The following is an 18,704-nucleotide window of genomic DNA, read 5'->3' on the forward strand; positions in this document are numbered from 1 at the left end:
CCGTGCTGTCCCTGATCGTCTTCACGCCGCTGGCCGTGGCCGTGGTCCTGCTGTGCTGGCGCGGCCTGCCGGCGCGGGCGGTGTCGTGGCTCTGGATCGCGGTCACCGTCGTCGAGGTCGCGGCGGTGCTGGGCGTGTGGTGGGCGTACCCGGGGGAGGGCTTCGGGTACGAGGTGGACCGGCCGTGGATCCCGGGCGCCGGTGCCGGCTACCACGTCGGGGTGGACGGGCTGTCGCTGCCGCTGCTGGCGCTCACCACAGTCGTCTTCGCCGCCTGCGCGGTGTACTCGCTGCGTCGCCAACCCCGGCCGCGGCAGTTCGCCGCGCTCTTCCTCGCCCTCCAGACCACCTGCCTCGGGCTGTTCGTCTCGCTCGACCTGATCCTGTTCTTCGTCTTCTTCGAACTGTCCATCGTGGGCATGTACGCGGTGATCGCCGGCTGGGGGCACGGCCCGCAGGCCCGCCGCTCGGCGTTGACGTTCTTCCTCTACACGTTCCTCGGCTCGCTGGCGCTGCTGCTGGGCTTCATCGGTCTCTACGTCGCCGCCGCGCCGCACACCTTCGACATGGTGGCGTTGACCCGGGATCCGCCGACGCAGGGCGTGGCCGGCGCGCTGGTGTTGCTGGCGGTGGTGCTGGGGCTGGCGATCAAGACGCCGACGTTCCCGTTCCACACCTGGCTGCCGCCGGCGCACACCGACGCCCCGGCCGCCGGTTCGGCGGTGCTGGCCGGGATCCTGCTGAAGATGGGCACGTACGGGTTCGTCCGGATCGCCATGCCGATGCTGCCGGACGCCTGGCGGCGCTACGCCTGGGCGGTCGTCGTGGTCGGCGTGGTGAGCGTCCTCTACGGGGCGTTGGTGGCGCTCGCCCAGAGCAACTTCAAGCGGATGGTCGCGTACACGTCGGTCAACCACATGGGGTACGTGGTGCTGGCGGTCGGCGCGGCCGGGCTGGTCGCCGGCTCGGACGCGCAGGCCCGCGCGGTGGCGGTGACCGGCGCGGTCACCCAGATGGTCAGCCACGGGCTCATCACGTCTGCGCTGTTCCTGCTCGCCGGCGTCCTCTACGACCGCGGCGGCACCTACCGGATGGACGCCTACGGCGGGTTGGCCGGGGACACCCCCCGGTTCGCCGCGCTGACCGCGGTGGCGGCGTTCGCCAGCCTCGGCCTGCCCGGCTTCTCCGGGTTCGTCGCCGAGTTCCAGATCTTCGCCGGCAGTCTGGGCTCCGCGCCGGTGGCGGTGGCGTTCGCGCTGCCCGGCATCCTCGTCACCGCCGCCCTGTTCCTGTGGGCGTTGCACCGGGTCTTCCTCGGCCCGACCCGGCACCGCCTGTCCGCGACCGCCGACGTGACCGCCGCCGAGACCGCCGCGGTGCTGCCACTGCTCGCGCTCTCCCTGCTCCTCGGCGTGTTTCCCCGGCTGCTGTTGGACGTGGTGGAACCCGCCGCCCGGGCGGTCACCGACCTGGTGGCCCGGTGAACGAGCGTCCGCTCGCCCTGCTGCCGGAGCTGCTCCTGCTGGCCGGCGCGGTCACCACGCTGCTCACCGGCGCGTTCCTGCCCCGGGACCGGCAGTGGGTGGCCCGGCTGGTCGCCGCCGGGGCGTTGCTCGCGGCCGTGGTCGCCACCCTGCCCGCCGTGGGCGAGCGCGCCACCGTGTACGCGCACAGTTACGCCCTCGACGCGGGCACCACCGCCGCCCGGCTGCTGATCCCGCTGGCCGGGCTGCTGGTGGTCGGGATCGCCGCCAGCCGGGTCGCCGGCAACCGGCGGGAGACCGAGTTCTACGTGCTGACGCTGCTCGCCGTGCTCGGCGCGGTGCTGCTCGCCGGCGCGTCGGACCTGCTGCTGCTGGCCGTGGCGTACCTGCTGTCCTCGGTGCCGCTGGCCGGGCTGGCCGGCTGGGGGCGGGACCGGCGGGGCGCCGAGGCGGCGCTCAAGGTCTATCTGATCGGGGCGCTGGCCGGGGTCGGCCTGCTGGCCGGCGCGGCGCTGCTGACCGCGCTCGGCGGCGGGGCGAGCGACTACGACCGGCTGGCCGCCGGCCTGGCCGGGGCGCCGTCCGCCGCCGTCGCGGTCGGGGTGGTCGGGGTGCTGGCCGGCCTGCTGTTCAAGATCGGCGCGGTGCCGGGGCACTTCTGGGTGCCCGACGCCGTGCAGGGCGCCTCGGTCCCGGCCGGCGCGCTGCTGACCACCGTGCCGAAGCTCGGCGGCCTGCTCGCGGCGTACCGGCTGTTCGCGGTCGCGGTGCCCGCCGAGGTGGTCGACTGGCCGCTGCTGGTCGCGGTGCTCGCCGCGGTCACCATGACGCTCGGCAACTTCGCCGCGTTCGGCCAGGCCGACCCGCGCCGGCTGCTCGCGTACTCCACCGTGGCGCAGGTGGGCTACCTGCTGATGGCCGTCGCGGTCGCCGGCCGCGCGGAGCGCGCGCTGCCCGCCCTGCTGGTCTACCTCGCCGGGTACGCGGTGACGAACCTGGGCGCGTTCGCGGTGCTGGCCGCCGAGCCGCACGACACCCTCGACGGCTACCGCGGGCTGGCCCGCCGCCGGCCGTGGCTCGCCGGGGCGCTGGCGATCTGCCTGCTGGGGCTCGTCGGCACGCCACCGACGGCGGTCTTCGCCGGCAAGCTGACCGTGTTCACCGCCGCCTGGGACGGCGGGCTGGCCTGGCTGGTGGTGGTCGCCGCGGTCAACACCGTGGCCAGCCTCTTCTACTACCTGAGGTGGCTGGCGCCCGCGTACACCCGGGGTGGCCGCTGGCCGACCGGCGGCGACCGGAACGGGACGGTGGCGATTGCCGGTGCGGTGGCGGCCGGGGCGGCATTGTTCGGCGCGGCGGTGGCCGTGCCCTGGTATCCGCTGGTGACACAGGCGTTGGCGCGCTGAGGTTTGGTCGACGGTCGACCGGGTAGCCCCGCGGCCTGCGGAGAGGTGGTGGGTGTGGATCGCGGCAGGTTCGGTGACGTGGTGGTGGGAGCGGCCGGTGACGTGGCCGGCAGCGTGGTGGACCCGAAGGCGGGGCTGGGCAGGCTGCGCGCCGCGGTCTCCGCGCGCACGTTCGTGACGCTGGCCGCTGGTGTGGTCCTCGGCTACCTCGCCGCACGGTCGATGCGGCGGTCCTGAGCCACCACGGCCGGTAACGGCTGTCCGTGCTGCCCCGGCCCGGCGGGGCGAACGGTGCCGCCGGGCGGCGGGGAGCGGGACGAGGAGGACGACGTGCAGGAGATCGTGGGCGAGAGCCTGGCCCGACGCCTGGTGGAGTGGGGGGTCGACACCATGTTCGGCCTGCCCGGCGACGGCATCAACGGCCTGATGGAGGGCTTCCGCCGGCAGCGGGAGAAGCTGCGGTTCGTGCTGGTGCACCACGAGGAGGCGGCGGCGTTCATGGCCACCGGCTACGCCAAGGCCACCGGCCGGCTCGGCGTCTGCTGCGCCACCTCCGGCCCGGGGGCGATCCACCTGCTCAACGGGCTCTACGACGCCAAGCTCGACCACGTGCCGGTGCTGGCCATCACCGGCATGCAGGAGACCTCGGTGCTGGGCGCGCACTACCAGCAGGAGGTGCACACCACCCAGCTCTACCAGGATGTCGCCGCCTACAACCTGATGGTCACCAACCCGCAGCAGATGCCGGCGGTGGTCGACCTGGCGATCCGCGACGCGCTGAGCAAGCGGACCGTGGCGCACCTGACGTTCCCCAACGACGTGCAGGTGGCCCCGGCCTCCGACGACCCGTACCGGCACGTCAGCCCGGGCAAGCCGCCGATGAGCGCGGCGGTGATGTCGTACCCCCAACTGCCGCCGGACCCGCGGGAGCTGGCGAAGGCGGCCGAGGTGCTCCGGGCCGGGCGGAAGGTGGCCATGCTCGTCGGCGTGGGCGCGCGCGGCGCCCGCGACGAGGTGCTTGCGGTGGCCGAGGCCCTGGCCAGCCCGATCGTCAAGACGTTGCCCGGCAAGCTGGTGGTGCCGGACGACCACCCGCTGACCACCGGCGGGCTCGGCCTGCTCGGCACCGCGCCGAGCGAGGAGCTGATGGAGGAGTGCGACACCCTGCTGATGGTGGGCACGTCGTTCCCGTACGGGAAGTATCTGCCCGGTCCGGGGCAGGCGAAGGTGGTGCAGATCGACGCCGACCCGAGCCTGATCGGGATGCGGCTGCCGGTCGAGGCCCCGGTCTGCGCGGACGCCCGGCTGGCGCTGCGGGACCTGCTGCCGATGCTCGACCACGGCCCGGACCGGTCGTTCCTGGAGAAGTACCAGGGCAAGATGAACACCTGGCGGTCGGAGATGAGCAGCCTGGTGGACCCGGAGCGGTCGCCGATCGCGCCGCAGTACCTGATGGGCTGCGTCGACGCCGCCGCCGCCGACGACGCCATCCTGACCTGTGACTCCGGCACCATCGCCACGTGGTCGGCGCGGCACTGGACGATCCGCGGGGACCGGGAGTTCTACCTGTCGGGCAACCTGGCCACGATGGCGCCGGGCCTGCCGTACGCCATCGCCATGCAGCACGCGTACCCGGACCGGCAGGTGATCGCGTTCGTCGGCGACGGCGGCTTCGCCATGCTGATGGCGGAGTTCCTCACCGCGGTCCGGCACGACCTACCGGTCAAGGTGGTGATCAACAACAACAACTCGTACGGCCAGATCCTGTGGGAGCAGATCATCCTCGGTTACCCCGAGTACGCGGTGCGGCACCGCCAGCCGGAGGCCGACTTCTCCACCTGGGCGCGCGGCTGCGGCGCGTTCGGTGTCAAGGTGACCGACGCGAAGGCGCTGCCGGGCGCGATCCGGGAGGCGCTCGCCCACCCCGGCCCGGCGCTCGTCGACTGCGACGTCAACCCGAACGAGCCGCCGATGCCCGGCAAGATCAAATATGACCAGGCGAAACATTTCACCGAGGCGTTCCTGCGCGGGCAGCCGCACAAGGTCGCCACCGTCGCGTCCGTCGCCCGCGACAAGATCAACGAGCTGCGCTCATGACCGAGGTGCTGCCCGACCCGGTCCTGCGCCCACCCGAGCCGACCGACGACGTCGACCTGACCGCGCTCGCCGCCGACCTGCGCGCCGAGGTCGACGGCGAGGTCCGCTTCGACGCCGGCTCCCGCGCCGCGTACTCCACCGACGCGTCCAACTACCGGCAGGTGCCGCTCGGGGTAGTGGTGCCCCGCACGGTGGAGGCGGCGGTCGCCGCGGTGGCCGTCTGCCGCCGCCACGGCGCGCCGCTGACCTCGCGCGGCGGCGGCACCAGCCTGGCCGGCGAGTGCACCAACACCGCCGTGATCATCGACTGGTCCAAGTACTGCCACCGCCTGCTGGAGGTCGACGATCGGGCCGGCACCTGCCTGGTCGAACCCGGCATCGTGCTGGACGAGCTGAACGCCCAACTCGAACGGACCGGGCTGGAGTACGGCCCGAAGCCGGCCACCCACAACCACTGCACGCTCGGCGGCATGATCGGCAACAACTCCTGCGGCGCCACCGCCCAGCGGGCCGGCAAGGTGGTCGACAACATCGTCGAACTGGAGGTGCTGCTGTACGACGGCACCCGAATGTGGGTGGGGGAGACAAGCGACGACGAGTACGCCCGCATCCAGCGCGACGGCGGACGCCAGGCCGAGATCTACCGGCAGTTGCGGGCGCTGCGCGACGAGTACCTGGCCGACCTGCGCACCCGCTACCCGCACATCCCCCGCCGGGTGTCCGGCTACAACCTGGACAGTCTGCTGCCGGAGAAGAACTTCCACGTCGCCCAGGCCCTGGTCGGCTCCGAGGGCACGCTCGTCACCGTGCTGCGCGCCCGGCTGAAGCTGATCCCCCGGGTCAAGGCCGACGCGATGGTGTTCCTCAGCTACCCGGACGTCGCGTCGGCCGGCGACGACGTGCCGCGGGTGCTGGCACACCAGCCGATCGCGCTGGAGGGCATCGACGACAAGCTGGTCAGCTTCGAGCGGCGCAAGAGCCTGCACCCGCACGCGCTGCACGAGCTGCCCGAGGGCGGCGCCTGGCTGATGGTGCAGCTCGGCGGTGACACCCCCGAGCAGGCCCGGGCCGCCGCCGACCGGCTGATCGACGCGGTACGCCGCGACGGCGGGCCGCGCGTGCACGAGTTCGCCGACCCGGCCGACGAGAAACGCATGTGGGGAGTCCGGGAGTCCGCACTCGGCGCCACCGCCCACGTGCCCGACGCCGAGAACACCTGGCCCGGCTGGGAGGACTCGGCGGTCGCCCCGGACCGGCTCGGCGACTACCTGGGCGACCTCCAGGCGCTCTACCGCGAGTACGGCTACCAGCAGGCGTCGCTGTACGGGCACTTCGGGCAGGGCTGCGTGCACACCCGGATCCCGTTCCGGCTGCGCACCGCCGACGGGGTCCGCGACTTCCGCTCCTTCCTCGAACGCGCCGCCGACCTGGTGGTGTCCTACGGCGGGTCGTTCTCCGGCGAGCACGGCGACGGGCAGGCCCGCGGCGAGCTGCTGCCGAAGATGTACGGCGAGCGCCTGATCCGGGCGTTCGGCCAGGTCAAGGCGATCTTCGACCCGGACGACCGGATGAACCCGGGCAAGGTGATCCCGCCCTACCCGCTCGACAGCCACCTGCGCCTCGGCGTCGACTACGACCACGGCGGCGTGTCGACCACCTTCGCCTACCCGGACGACGGCGGCAGCTTCGGCGACGCGGTGCTGCGCTGCGTGGGCGTGGGCAAGTGCCGCCGCCACTCCGGCGGGGTGATGTGCCCCTCCTACATGGTCACCCGGGAGGAGGAGCACTCGACCCGGGGCCGGGCCCGGCTGCTGTTCGAGATGCTCGACGGCGCGGCCCGCGGCGGCGCCATCGGCGACGGCTGGCGCTCCGACGCGGTCCGCGACGCGCTCGACCTCTGCCTGGCGTGCAAGGGCTGCAAGGCCGACTGCCCGGTGAACGTGGACATGGCCACCTACAAGGCCGAGTTCCTGTCCCACCACTACGCCGGCCGGCTGCGACCCCGCGCGCACTACTCGATGGGCTGGCTGCCGCTGGTGGCCACCGTCGCCGCCCGGCTGCCCCGCACCGTCAACGCCCTCGCCCACGCCCCCGGGCTTGGCCACCTCGCCAAGATCGTCGGTGGGATCGACAGGCGCCGGGACATCCCGCTGTTCGCGGCGGAGTCGTTCCAACACTGGTTCGCCCGCCGCGCCCCGACCGGCGACGGCTCCCGGGGCGAGGTCGTGCTCTGGCCGGACACCTTCACCAACCACTTCCACCCGGGGGTGGCCCACGCGGCGGTCGAGGTGCTGGAGGCCGCCGGCTGGCGGGTACGCGTACCGGACGGCCCGGTGTGCTGCGGCCTGACCTGGATCTCCACCGGTCAACTCGACGTCGCCAAACGGGTGCTGCGCCGCAGCGTCGACGCGTTGCGTCCGCACCTGCGCGCCGGCACCCGGGTGGTGGGGCTGGAGCCGAGCTGCACGGCGGTGTTCCGCAGCGACGCGCACGAGCTGTTCCCGGCCGACGACGACGTCACCCGGCTGCGGGAGCAGACCGTCACGCTCGCCGAACTGCTGCACGACCACAGCCCCGGCTGGCAGCCGCCCCACCTGGACGCGCACGCGCTGATCCAGACCCACTGCCACCACCACGCCATCCTCGGCACCGCCGCCGACCAGGCGGTGCTCGCCGCGGCCGGCGTCGACGCCGAGTTCCTCGACTCCGGCTGCTGCGGCCTGGCCGGCAACTTCGGCTTCGAACAGGGCCACCACGAGGTGTCCGAGGCGTGCGCGGAACGGGTGCTGCTGCCCGCCGTGCGGGACGCCGCCGAGACCGACGTGATCCTCGCCGACGGGTTCAGTTGCCGCACCCAGGTCGAGCAGAGCGCCGCCGGCGGCCGTACCGCGCTCCACCTGGCCGAGCTGCTACGCGCCGCGCTGCACCACGACGCCGTCCCCCGGCGGCCGGAACAGGGCTGGGGTGACCGGCCCCGACCGCCCGGCTCGGTCACCCGCTGGGCGGCGGCCGGCCTGGTCGCGACCGCCGGGGTGGCCGCGGTGACCGCGCTGGCCCGCCGGTGGGCACGGTGAGCGGCGTCGGCCTCGCCGCCGAGGCGTACCGGATCCCCACCGACGCCCCCGAGGGCGACGGCACCCTCGCCTGGAGCGCCACCACCCTGGTCCTGGTGCGGGCGCGGGCCGACGGGCACACCGGCATTGGCTGGACCTACGGCCCGATCGCGGTGGCGGCCGTGGTGGCGGACCTGCTCGCGCCGGTGCTCGCCGACCTCGACCCGGACGACGTGCCGGCCGCCTGGGACCGGATGCGCCGCCGGCTGCGCAACGCCGGCCGCCCCGGCGTCGCCGGGCTCGCCCTGTCCGCCGCGGACTGCGCCCTGTGGGACCTGAAGGCACGCCGGCACGACCTGCCGCTGGCCCGGCTGCTCGGCGCCGCCCGCCGGGAGGTGCCGGTCTACGGCAGCGGCGGCTTCACCACCTACGACGCCCAGCGGCAGGACCGGCAGCTCGCCGGCTGGGCGCACGAGCAGGGCATCCCCCGGGTGAAGATCAAGATAGGCGAGTCGTGCGGCACCGAGGCGCGGCGCGACCTGGAGCGGATGGCCGCCGCCCGCCGCACCATCGGCGACGACGTCGAGTTGTTCGTCGACGCCAACGGCGCGTACCAGCGCAAGCAGGCGATCCGCGTCGCGCACGCCGCCGCGGACCTCGACGTGCGCTGGTACGAGGAGCCGGTCAGCTCCGACGACCTGCCCGGCCTCGGCCTGGTCCGGGACCGGGTCGCGCCCGACGTCACGGCCGGGGAGTACGGCTACGACCTGGTCTACTTCCACCGGATGGCCCCGTACGTCGACTGCCTCCAGATCGACGTCACCCGGTGCGGCGGGATCAGCGAGTTCCTCCGCGCGGCGGCGGTGGCCGACGCCGCCGGGCTCCAGGTGTCCGGGCACTGCGCGCCGCACCAGCACCTCGCGGTCGCCGCCGCCACGCCCAACCTGCGGCACCTGGAGTGGTTCCACGACCACGTCCGGATCGAGGCGATGCTCTTCGACGGCGCGCAGCCGGCCACCGGCGGCGCGGTGCCGGTGCGGACCGACCGGCCGGGCAACGGGCTGGAGTTCCGCGCCGAGCCGGCCCAGCCGTACCGGGTGGCCTGAGGTGGGACGTCGACGACCGGGACGGGCGCTGCGCGGCGCGGCGGTGACGGGCCGGTTCGCCTGGGGCGCCCTGCTGCTGCTCGCCCCCGGCACGCTGCTGCGGCCGGTCGGCCCGGCCACCACCGCCGCGACGACGACGCTGCGGGTGCTGGGCGCCCGGCACCTCGCCCAGACCGCGGTCGTCCTGCGCTGGCCGGCGCCGGGCGTGCTCGCCGCCGGCGCGGCGGTCGACGGCGTCCACGCGCTCACCGCCCTCGCCCTCGCCGCGGTCGACCGGCGGCAGCGACACGCCGCGCTCGCCGACGCGGCCGTCGCCGCCGCCTGGGCGGCGCTCGGCGCGACCGTAGTACGAGAGGAGAAGCCGTGAGGACCGAGGAACTGCACCAGCCGACCGGCCGGGTGCTGGTCGTCGTCTGTGACAAGGGCGACGAGCCGGTCACCGCCATCGGCGACGCGCTGCGCCGGCACGACCTGCGCGCCGGCCGGGTCACCGCCGTGGGCGGCTTCCAGGAGGCCGAGGTCGGCTGGTTCGACCGGGACCGGGGCGACTACCGGCCCATCCCGGTCCGCGAACAGGTGGAGGTGCTGTCGCTGGTCGGGGACGTCGCCGCCCGCGACGGCGCGCCGGCCCTGCACGTGCACGCGGTGCTCGGCCGCTCCGACGGCAGCACCGTCGGCGGTCACCTGCTCTCGGCCCGGGTGTGGCCGACGCTTGAGGTGATCGTCACCGAGGTCGCCCCCGAGCTGGCCAAGCGGGTCGACCCGGAGACCGGGCTGGCGCTCATCGCCGTACCCGGCCGGTAGGGCGGTCAGCGGCAGGGCTCCACCTGGCCGAGCGTCACCGCGGTCTCCAACATCAGCGCGTGCACGAACCCCTGGGGCAGGTTGCCGCGCAGTTGGCGCTGCCGCACGTCGTACTCCTCGGTGTAGAGGCCCGGCGGGCCGCAGGCGGCCCGGTTGCGTTCGAACCACCGGTTGGCGCCCACCGCGTCGCCGGCCTGCCAGGCGGACAGCGCGGCGGCGAACCCGCACAGCAGGAACGCGCCCTCGGCGTCGCCGAGCGGTCGCCGGTCCGGACGGAACCGGTAGAGGTAGCCGTCCTGGGCCAGGTCGGCGATGACCGCCCGGTGGGTCCGTTCGGTGCGCGGATCCTGCGGCGGGAGCGCCCCCCGGATGCCGGGCAGCAGCAACGCGGCGTCGACCCGGTCGTCGTCGTACGCGCGCCGCCAGCGCCCGTCCGCGGCCAGCCCGTGCGCGGCGGCGTCGGCGAGAATCCGGTCGGCAAGCGCCGACCAGCGCGCGTCCGGCCCCGCCGTCGCGGTACGCGCCGCCGCCCGCAGCCCCGCCACGCAGGTCAGCTTCGAGTGCGTCCACTGCCGCGGCGGCAGCTCCCAGATGCCGGCGTCCGGCTGCGCCCAGCGCCGCTCGATCGCCTCGGCGGCCACCCGCATCGCCCGCCGGCCGTCGCTGTCGAGCCGGTCGCGGCGCTGCGCGGCGGCCAGCACCATCAGCACCTCGCCGAACGCGTCGAGCTGGAACTGGCCGCGCACCCAGTTGCCGGTGCGGGCGCCCGCCCCCGGATAGCCGGGCAGGCCGTCCAGCTCCTCCTCCGGCGGCACCGGCCCACCCCCGACCGTGTACGCCGGCGCGAGGTGGTCGCCGTCGGCCAGCACCCGATCGGTGAGGAACGCGACCGCGTCGTCGAGCAGGTCGTAGCGCCCGACCAGCGCGGCGGCCTGGCCGGCGAAGGACTGGTCGCGGATCCAGGCGTACCGATAGTCGTAGTTGCGGCCCGCCATCGCCCGCTCCGGCAGGGCGGTGGTGGTGGCGGCGACCATGCCGCCGCCCGGGCGGGTCATGCCGCGCAGCACCGCGTAGGCGAGCGTGGCGTCCCGGGCCGCAGGCCCGTCCAGCGACGGGACCGCCGACGCCCAGTTCTGCTCGGTGGCGCGCCACAGCTCCCCGGGCGACTCGCACGGCCGGTCGAGCGGGTCGGCGGCCAGCTCCAGCACCAGGTCGTGCCGGCCGCCCGCCGGGACCGTCAGCTCACCGGCCAGGAAGCCGTGCCGGTCCGGGTGCAGCCGGCCACCGCCCTGCAACCGCAGGTGCAGCCCGCCGGTGCGGGCGAGCCACCGCTCGCCGTCGCGGGTCACGTCCCGCACCGGCTCCCGGCCGAAGCCGGCCCGCGGGTCCAGCACCACCCGCACCCGCGCCGGCCGGTCGAGCGCGTGGACCTGGCGCAGCAGCACCAGGCGACCCGCCTCCCCCGGGAAGACCAGCGCCTCCCGGGACTCGACGATCCCGTCCCCGGTGACCCACCGGCTGCGCCAGATCAGCGAGCCCGGCTCGTAGTGCCCGCCCCAGACGAACCGGTCCGTCGCCGGCGCGACCAGGTACCGGCCCGCCCCGCCGAGCAGCGCGCTGAACACCGCCGGATCGGACCAGCCGGGCGCGCACAGCCAGGCGACGTCGCCGCCGGGGCCGACGAGCGCGCCCCGGTGCCCGTCGCCGAGCAGCGCGTAGTCCCGCAGCACCGCCGGTGTGGTGCCGCCGGCCGGCTGGTCGGCGTCCGCTGCGGCCATGGTGTCGCCCCTCTCGTCGGTGTCCGTGGCGTGCGGTACCCGCCCGGCCCGCCCTGACACGCGCGGACAACCCGAATCGACGCCGCCGGGATGACTGGGCCGGGCGCCGACGGGTAGTGCGGGCAGCAGGACTCGACGACGGGAGACGAGATGGGCAGGCGGCGGCAGGACATCCAGGTGGCGGTGGTGACCGGAGCCAGCGCGGGCGTCGGCCGCGCCACGGTACGGCTGCTGGCCCGGCGCGGCATCGCCATCGCGCTGCTGGCCCGCGGGCGCGTGGGGCTCGACGCCGCCGCCGAGGAGGTACGCGCCGCGGGCAGTCGGGCCCTGCCGATCGAGGTCGACACGGCCGACTACGACCAGGTCGTCGACGCCGGGCGGCGGATCGAGGCGGAACTGGGTCCGATCGACCTGTGGATCAACGACGCCTTCAGCTCCGTCTTCGCGCCGTTCCAGCAGACCCGGCCGGAGGAGTTCCGCCGGGCCATGGAGGTCACCTACCTCGGCTACGTGCACGGCACCCGGGTCGCGCTGTCCCATATGATCCCGCGTGACCGGGGCACCATCGTGCAGGTCGGTTCCGCGCTTGCCTACCGGGGCATCCCCCTGCAGGCGGCCTACTGCGGGGCGAAACACGCCATCGTCGGGTTCACCGAGTCGCTGCGCTGCGAGCTGATGCACGAGCGCAGCAACGTCAAGGTGACCATGGTGCACCTGCCGGCGGTGAACACCCCGCAGTTCGACTGGCTGCTGTCCCGGCTGCCCCGGCACGCCGAGCCGGTGCCGCCGATCTACGAGCCGGAGGTGGCCGCCCGCGCGATCGTCGGCGCCGCCGACCGGCCCGGCCGGCGCGAGTACTGGGTCGGCGCCTCCACCGCGCTGACCATCCTCGGCAACCGGGTCGCCCCCGGGGTGCTGGACCGCTACCTGGCCCGCACCGGCTACAAGTCCCAGCAGACCGGCCGCCCGGCCGACCCCGACCGGCCGAACAACCTCTGGCACCCCCTCGACGGGCCCGGCGGGCACGACTACGGCGCGCGGGGCGACTTTTCCTCCCGGGCGTACGGCCACAGCCCGCAGGCGTGGCTCTCCCGGCACCGGGTGGGGGTGGCCGCCGGCGTGCTCGGCACGGCGGCCGGCGTCCTCGCCTGGCGCCGCGCCTGAAGCCCTCACCGCAGGTCGAGCACGCCCCGGTCGAGCACCTGCCGACCCCGGCCGTCGAGCGCCGCGAAGAGCGCGCCACCGGGCCGGAGCCACACCAGCACGGTGAGGGTGTCACCGGGGAACAGTGGTGCGCTGAACCGGGCGCTGATCCGGCGTACCCGGTCGGGCTCGCCGCCGGCCACCGCGTGGAGCAGCGTCCGGGCGGCGAAGCCGTACGTGCACAGGCCGTGGAGGATCGGGCCGGGGAGACCGGCGGCGGTGGCCACCGCCGGGTCGGAGTGCAGCGGGTTGCGGTCGCCGTTGAGCCGGTAGAGCAGGGCCTGGTCGGGGCGGATGCGGTGGCGGGCGGTGTGGTCGGGCGGCCCGGCCGGGCGCGGCCGGGCCGGGGCCGACGCGCGCCGGCCGTCGGCGGCGGCGCCGATGACGAACATGGTCCGCTCGACGGTGGCCAGGGGGGTGCCGTCGGGGTCGTGGATCTGCGACCGGTGGTGGACCAGGGTCCCGGAGCGGCGGTCGTGGACGCCGGTGACGACGGCGGTGACGTGGGCCCGGCCGGCGGGTGGGAGCGGCCGGTGCAGGGTCAGGGTCTCGCCGGCGTGCCGGACGGCGGCCGGTTCGCCGAGGTACGGCGGGTCGGCGGCGAGCAGGGTGGCGAAGGTCGGCAGGACGGCGTGCGGGTGGCCGGTGGAGTTCTCCGTGGTGAACCGCAGTTCGTCGGCGGGGTCGGTCTGTCCGGCGCCGACGCCGAGGGCGTAGCGGATGGTGTCGGAGGCCGTCCACGTCCGCTCGGTGGTCGTCGGCGCATAACAGCCGGGTGAAGAAAGTCGGGTAGCTGCGGACCCCTCGACACGTTCCGTTACCGGATTGTGCTGGCTCATCAACGGCCGAGATTTCGGATTCGCCCTACCAGGCGGGTTGTTCAGGTGCTCCATGGGTGTTCCCTCCCCGATGCACGGGCGGTGGGATGGGGGAATCGGGCCGGGCCTGCCTACTCTCTGTGGTGAAAGCCCGTCGGACGAAGACCTTGACGTTGTAAAGCGGCTCACAGTAGCGTCCCATATTAAGCAACCAAGACCACAATATGAGCCGCTGAAGTCTGGGGTAGCCATGAGAATGCGAATGCAAGCCGCGGCCGCAGCCCTGCTGATGACCGTCGCCGTGTCGGCGTGTTCCGAGAACCAGTCCGCCGGGGAGTCCGGCGGCGGCGACAGCGGCGCGCCCGCAGCCGCCGTGAACTTCGGGGTCGGAGTCGACCCGGCGTACTCGCCGATCTACCTGGCCGACCAGGAGAAGCTCTTCGAGGAGGCCGGCCTCGACGTGACCGTCACCCAGTACCAGGAGGGCACCGGCGGGCTCGACGCGATCCTGGCGAAGCAGGGCCAGGTCACCGCCAGCACCGAGTCGAGCCTGCTCAACCGGTCCGCCCGTGGTGACATCAAGGGACTCGCGGTGTTCTCGCAGTCCCCCGACTTCATCAAGCTCGTCGCCCGTTCCGGCATCACCGACGTCGCCGGCATCAAGAAGTACGGCGTCGTGCCGGGCACCGTGAACGAGTACGCCACCAACAAGGTCCTCGACAACAAGGGCATCAGCCGCGACGCGGTCGAGTTCGTCAAGGCCTCACCCGCCGAGATGCCGGCGCTGTTGCAGCGCGGCGACATCGACGGCTACATCATGTGGGAGCCGTGGCCCTCGCGGGGCGTCGCCAACGGTGGCAAGGTGCTGCTGACCAGCGGTGACATCGGATACGTCTACAACCTGGTGATCGGCGTCGACGGCGCCTGGTACGAGGCGAACAAGGAGACGGCCAAGAAGGTCGTCGACACCGTCGGCAAGGCGTGCGAGCAGCTCACCGCCGACCCGGCCAAGGCCGGCACGGTCACCGAGAAGGCGATCAAGGTGCCGGCGGCCGAGGCGCAGAACCTGCTCAAGGGCGTGCAGTGCCAGGTCCGGGACTTCACCGACGAGGACATCAAGCGCTACAACGAGATCGCCCAGTTCCAGCTGGACAACAAGATCGTGAACGAGAAGGTCGAGGCGGGGAACGTCATGGTCCGGGGGGTGGCGTGAACCGCTCCGGATCCCCGGTCTCGGTGCGCGACGTCGACATCCGGTTCGGCGACTTCGAGGCGGTCCGCGAGGCGAACCTCGACATCGCCGGTGGGGAGTTCGTCTGCCTGCTGGGTCCCAGCGGCTGCGGCAAGTCGACGCTGCTCAACGCGATCGCCGGCTTCGTCCGGCCGGCCGGCGGGGCGGTGACCTGCGCGGACGCGCAGGTCACCGGCCCCGACGTGTCGCGGGGCGTGGTGTTCCAGAGCGCCGAGGCCCTCTTCCCGTGGCTGACCGTGCGGCAGAACGTCGACTTCGGTCCCCGGATGCGGGGCGTGGGCAAGGCGCAGCGGGCCACCGCGGTCGACCGCTACCTGGCCATGGTCGGACTCAGCCACAGCGCCGACCGGTTCCCCGGCCAACTCTCCGGCGGCATGCGCCAGCGCGCGCAGTTGGCCCGGGTGCTCGCCAACGAGCCGTCGGTGGTGCTGATGGACGAGCCGTTCGGCGCGCTCGACGCGCAGACCCGGCTGGTGATGCAGGTCGAACTCGACCGGATCTGGCGGGAGACCGGCGCCACCATCGTGTTCGTCACCCACGACATCGGCGAGGCGATCCTGCTCGGCGACCGGATCGTCACGATGACCGCCGGCCCGTCCGCGGCGATCAAGAACGTCTACCCGTGCGACCTGCCCCGCCCGCGCGACCTGACCGACCCGGCGAGCGCCGCGCTCTTCCGCCTGCTGCGCGAGGACATCGGCGCCGAGGTGGCCCGGACGTTGCAGGCCCAGGGGCTGGACGACGGGCACGACGGCCGGCCCACCGGCGGCGACAGGGAGGCGTGACCATGAGCGTGGACGTACGTACGGTGGCGGAGCGGACCGGTCGGGACACTCCCGGTCCGGCCCGCCGGCGCCGGCCCGGGCCCCGGCTGACCCGGGTCGGGCTGTCGGTCCTGTCGGTGGTGCTCGGCGTCGTCGTCTGGGACCTGGTCAGCCGCAACTACACCGCCTTCTTCCTGCCGTCGCCGCTGCTCACCTGGCGGGGCGCGGTCGACCTGGTCCAGGACGGCACGCTGTGGAGCTCGGTGAGCGCCTCGTCCACCCGGATCCTGACCGGCTGGGCGCTCGGTGTGGTGATCGGCGTACCGGTCGGGCTGCTCATGGGCTGCGTGCCGTGGCTGCGGCTGATGGTGGACCCGTACATCCAGTTCTTCCGGTTCGTGCCGCCGATCGCCTTCGTCACGCTGGCGATCATCTGGCTCGGCCCGGGCGAGGCGTCGAAGATCGCGCTGATCTTCTACACCACCGTCTTCATCGTCGCGTTGAACACCCTCGCTGGGGTCCTGTCGGTCGACGAGCTGCGGCTGCGGGCCGCGCGGGCGCTCGGCGCCAACCCGGCCCGCACCCTGGTCTCGGTGGTGCTGCCGTCGACCGTGCCGCACGTCGTCACCGGCGCCCGGCTGGCCATGGGCAACTCGTTCCTGACGATCGTCTCCGCGGAGATCGTGGCGGCGCAGAGCGGCCTCGGCTCGCTCATCTGGACCGCCCGCAACTACGCCAAGACGGAGTGGGTCTTCGTCGGCATCATCGCCCTGGGCCTGCTCGGCTACCTCTTCGACTGGATCCTGCGGGCCGTCACCAGCAGGACCCTGCGCCGCTACGGCGTCACCTTCTGATCCGACCGACCGTGCCGGCGGCCCGACGGCGGCCGCCCGGGTCCGCGCGCCCACCACTAGCGAAAGGCTCGCCATGCTGTGCATCGGCGTCGACATCGGTGGCACCTTCACCGACGTCATCGTGTACGAGCCGGCCACCGCCCGGCTCGCCGAGGCCAAGACCCTGTCCACGCCGGACGACCCGGCCGCGGCCATCTTCGAGGGCCTGGCCAAGCTCGGCGTCCGCCTCGACGAGGTCGACCGCTTCGTCCACGGCACCACCCGGGTGACAAACGCGCTGCTGGAGGGCTCCGGCGAGCCGGTGAGCGTGGTGGCCACGGAGGGCTTCCGGGACGTCCTGGAGATGGGGCTGGGGCACCGGCCGCAGCTCTACAGCGTCAAGGAGGCGGCGCGCCCGCCGCTGGCCCCGCGCCGGCTGCGGCACGTGCTGCGGGAGCGGATCGGCGCCGACGGCAGCGTCGTCCGCCCGGTCGACCCCGCCGACCTCGACGCCGTGCTGGACCGGGTGGCCGCCGCCGGCCCGACGGCGGTCGCCGTCTGCCTGCTGCACTCCTACCGCAACCCGGCGCACGAACGGGCCGCCGCCGCCCGGCTCGCCGAGCGTCACCCCGGCCTGGTCTGCACGATCTCCTCGGACGTGGTGCCGGAGCAGGGCGAGTACGAGCGGTTCGCGACCACCGTGCTCAACGCGAGCGTCCGGTCGACGGTCGCCGACTACCTGCGCGGGCTCGGCACCGCGCTCGCGGACGGCGGCTACGCCCAGCCGCTGTCGATCATGACCAGCAGCGGCGGGGTCGTCTCCACCGACGAGGCCGGCCGGCTGCCGATCAACCTGGCGCTGTCCGGCCCGGCCGGCGGGGTCGCCGCCAGCGTCCACGTCGCCGGGCTGGCCGGCTACCCGAACGTGATCACCTGCGACATCGGCGGCACCAGCACCGACGTCTGCCTGATCAAGAACGGCGCCCCGTTGATGACCAACGACGGGAAGATCGCCGGCTACCCGAACCGCACCTTCCAGGTCGAGATCAACACGATCGGCGCCGGCGGCGGCTCGATCGCCTGGCGCGACCTCGGCGGGGAACTGCGGATCGGGCCGCGCAGCGCCGGCTCGACCCCCGGCCCGGCCGCGTACGGCCGGGGCGGCACCGAGCCGACGACCACCGACGCGCACCTGGTCGTCGGTCACCTCGACCCGCAGGAGAGCCTCGGCGGCGAGGTACGCCTCGACGTCGCCGCCGCCCGCGCGGCGATGAGCCGGCTGGCCGGCGAGTTCGGCCTCGACGACCTGGAGCTGGCGCACGGCATCCTCACCATCGCCACCGTCAAGATGACGAGCGCGATCAAGGAGATCTCCGTCGCCTGCGGCCACGACCCGCGCGACTTCGTGCTGATGCCGTTCGGCGGCGCGGGCCCGATGCACGCCACCGCGCTCGCCGACGAGCTGGGCATCCGCCGGGTGCTGGTGCCGCCGGTGCCGGGCAACTTCTCCGCGCTCGGCTTCGTCACCGCCCAGGCCCGCCACGACTACGTGCGGACGGTGCTGGTCCCGGCCGACGAGACCGGGCTGGCCGCCGTCCGCGACGCCGTGGCCGAGCTGCGCGACACGGCGCGGGCCCAGCTCAAGGCCGAGGACGGGGTCGAACCCGACGAGGTCACGTTCGGCCTGTCGGTCGGCATGCGGTTCCGGGGCCAGTCGTTCGACCTGGCCGTGCCCGTCCCCGACGTGCCGGCGACCGCCGAGGAGCTGGTGGAGGCGTTCCACGCCGCCTACGCCGAGCGGTACGCGTACGCCCGGTCCGGGCACCCCGCCGAGATCGTCAACTGCCGGCTGACCGCGTTCGGCCCGCGACCCGCCGTACGCTTCGCGCCCCCGGCGGGCGCGTCGTCGGAGGCGGGGCGCACCCGGATCTACGGCGCGGACGGCTGGGTCGACGCCACCGTCCGGCGGCGCGTCGAGCTGGCCCCCGGCTGCGCGGTGCCCGGCCCGGCGGTGGTCCGCGAGAACGGCAGCACGACCGTGGTCGGCGCCGGGTGGACCGCGACCGTCGACGACCACGGAAACCTGCTGCTCGTCAAGGAGTGATC

The 18,704-nt window shown here is 74.1% G+C and carries 15 protein-coding genes; 13 read left to right on the plus strand and 2 right to left on the minus strand.

What is annotated here, in order from left to right; translation table 11 throughout:
- Positions 1-2: 2 nt before the first annotated feature.
- The 8 genes from O7613_RS07225 (at position 3) to O7613_RS07260 (ending at position 9,950) form a co-directional block, all read left to right on the plus strand.
- Complete coding sequence (locus O7613_RS07225) at positions 3-1,484, plus strand: NADH-quinone oxidoreductase subunit M (RefSeq protein WP_282292887.1); 1,482 nt, start codon at positions 3-5, stop codon at positions 1,482-1,484.
- Positions 1,481-2,890 (plus strand): proton-conducting transporter membrane subunit, encoded by a 1,410-nt coding sequence (locus tag O7613_RS07230; RefSeq protein WP_282292888.1) that lies wholly within the window; start codon positions 1,481-1,483, stop codon positions 2,888-2,890. The genes O7613_RS07225 and O7613_RS07230 overlap by 4 nt, the downstream gene beginning before the upstream one ends.
- 54 nt (positions 2,891-2,944) lie before the next feature.
- Positions 2,945-3,127 carry a hypothetical protein gene (locus O7613_RS07235; RefSeq protein WP_282292889.1) on the plus strand — a complete coding sequence of 61 codons (183 nt, stop codon included), beginning with the start codon at positions 2,945-2,947 and terminating at the stop codon, positions 3,125-3,127.
- A gap of 93 nt (positions 3,128-3,220) precedes the next feature.
- Positions 3,221-4,987, plus strand: coding sequence for a thiamine pyrophosphate-dependent enzyme (locus O7613_RS07240; RefSeq protein ID WP_282292890.1), 1,767 nt, complete (start codon positions 3,221-3,223; stop codon positions 4,985-4,987).
- Positions 4,984-8,061 (plus strand): FAD-binding and (Fe-S)-binding domain-containing protein, encoded by a 3,078-nt coding sequence (locus tag O7613_RS07245; RefSeq protein WP_282292891.1) that lies wholly within the window; start codon positions 4,984-4,986, stop codon positions 8,059-8,061. Before O7613_RS07240 ends, O7613_RS07245 begins: the two co-directional genes overlap by 4 nt.
- On the plus strand, positions 8,058-9,146 hold the full coding sequence (locus tag O7613_RS07250) for an enolase C-terminal domain-like protein (protein ID WP_282292892.1): 1,089 nt from the start codon (positions 8,058-8,060) through the stop codon (positions 9,144-9,146). Before O7613_RS07245 ends, O7613_RS07250 begins: the two co-directional genes overlap by 4 nt.
- Position 9,147: 1 nt before the next feature.
- Positions 9,148-9,513, plus strand: a complete 366-nt coding sequence (locus O7613_RS07255; RefSeq protein WP_281583539.1) for a hypothetical protein — start codon at positions 9,148-9,150, stop codon at positions 9,511-9,513.
- Positions 9,510-9,950, plus strand: a complete 441-nt coding sequence (locus tag O7613_RS07260) for a PPC domain-containing DNA-binding protein (RefSeq protein ID WP_282292895.1) — start codon at positions 9,510-9,512, stop codon at positions 9,948-9,950. Before O7613_RS07255 ends, O7613_RS07260 begins: the two co-directional genes overlap by 4 nt.
- Before the next feature lie 5 nt (positions 9,951-9,955).
- On the opposite strand, the gene O7613_RS07265 is transcribed toward O7613_RS07260, so the two are convergent.
- A complete protein-coding gene (locus O7613_RS07265) occupies positions 9,956-11,728 on the minus strand; it encodes a glycoside hydrolase family 15 protein (protein ID WP_282292897.1) in 1,773 nt (590 codons plus the stop codon).
- Between the two features lie 150 nt (positions 11,729-11,878).
- On the opposite strand from O7613_RS07265, the gene O7613_RS07270 reads away from it, so the two are divergent.
- Positions 11,879-12,892: an SDR family oxidoreductase gene (locus tag O7613_RS07270; RefSeq protein ID WP_282292898.1), complete on the plus strand. Its 1,014-nt coding sequence runs from the start codon at positions 11,879-11,881 to the stop codon at positions 12,890-12,892.
- Between the two features lie 5 nt (positions 12,893-12,897).
- On the opposite strand, the gene O7613_RS07275 is transcribed toward O7613_RS07270, so the two are convergent.
- Positions 12,898-13,770 carry a MaoC family dehydratase gene (locus O7613_RS07275; RefSeq protein ID WP_282292899.1) on the minus strand — a complete coding sequence of 291 codons (873 nt, stop codon included), beginning with the start codon at positions 13,768-13,770 and terminating at the stop codon, positions 12,898-12,900.
- A gap of 235 nt (positions 13,771-14,005) precedes the next feature.
- Here O7613_RS07275 and O7613_RS07280 point away from each other — a divergent pair, with 235 nt between their 5' ends.
- From O7613_RS07280 to O7613_RS07295, 4 genes are all read left to right on the plus strand, one after another.
- Positions 14,006-14,962 carry an ABC transporter substrate-binding protein gene (locus tag O7613_RS07280; protein ID WP_282292900.1) on the plus strand — a complete coding sequence of 319 codons (957 nt, stop codon included), beginning with the start codon at positions 14,006-14,008 and terminating at the stop codon, positions 14,960-14,962.
- Positions 14,959-15,786 (plus strand): ABC transporter ATP-binding protein, encoded by an 828-nt coding sequence (locus tag O7613_RS07285; protein WP_281583533.1) that lies wholly within the window; start codon positions 14,959-14,961, stop codon positions 15,784-15,786. Before O7613_RS07280 ends, O7613_RS07285 begins: the two co-directional genes overlap by 4 nt.
- 2 nt (positions 15,787-15,788) lie before the next feature.
- Positions 15,789-16,619, plus strand: coding sequence for an ABC transporter permease (locus tag O7613_RS07290; RefSeq protein WP_281583532.1), 831 nt, complete (start codon positions 15,789-15,791; stop codon positions 16,617-16,619).
- A gap of 73 nt (positions 16,620-16,692) precedes the next feature.
- Positions 16,693-18,702 (plus strand): hydantoinase/oxoprolinase family protein, encoded by a 2,010-nt coding sequence (locus O7613_RS07295; protein ID WP_282292901.1) that lies wholly within the window; start codon positions 16,693-16,695, stop codon positions 18,700-18,702.
- The last annotated feature ends 2 nt before the right edge of the window (positions 18,703-18,704 follow it).

This window comes from Micromonospora sp. WMMD975, assembly GCF_029581215.1.
Taxonomy (GTDB): domain Bacteria; phylum Actinomycetota; class Actinomycetes; order Mycobacteriales; family Micromonosporaceae; genus Micromonospora.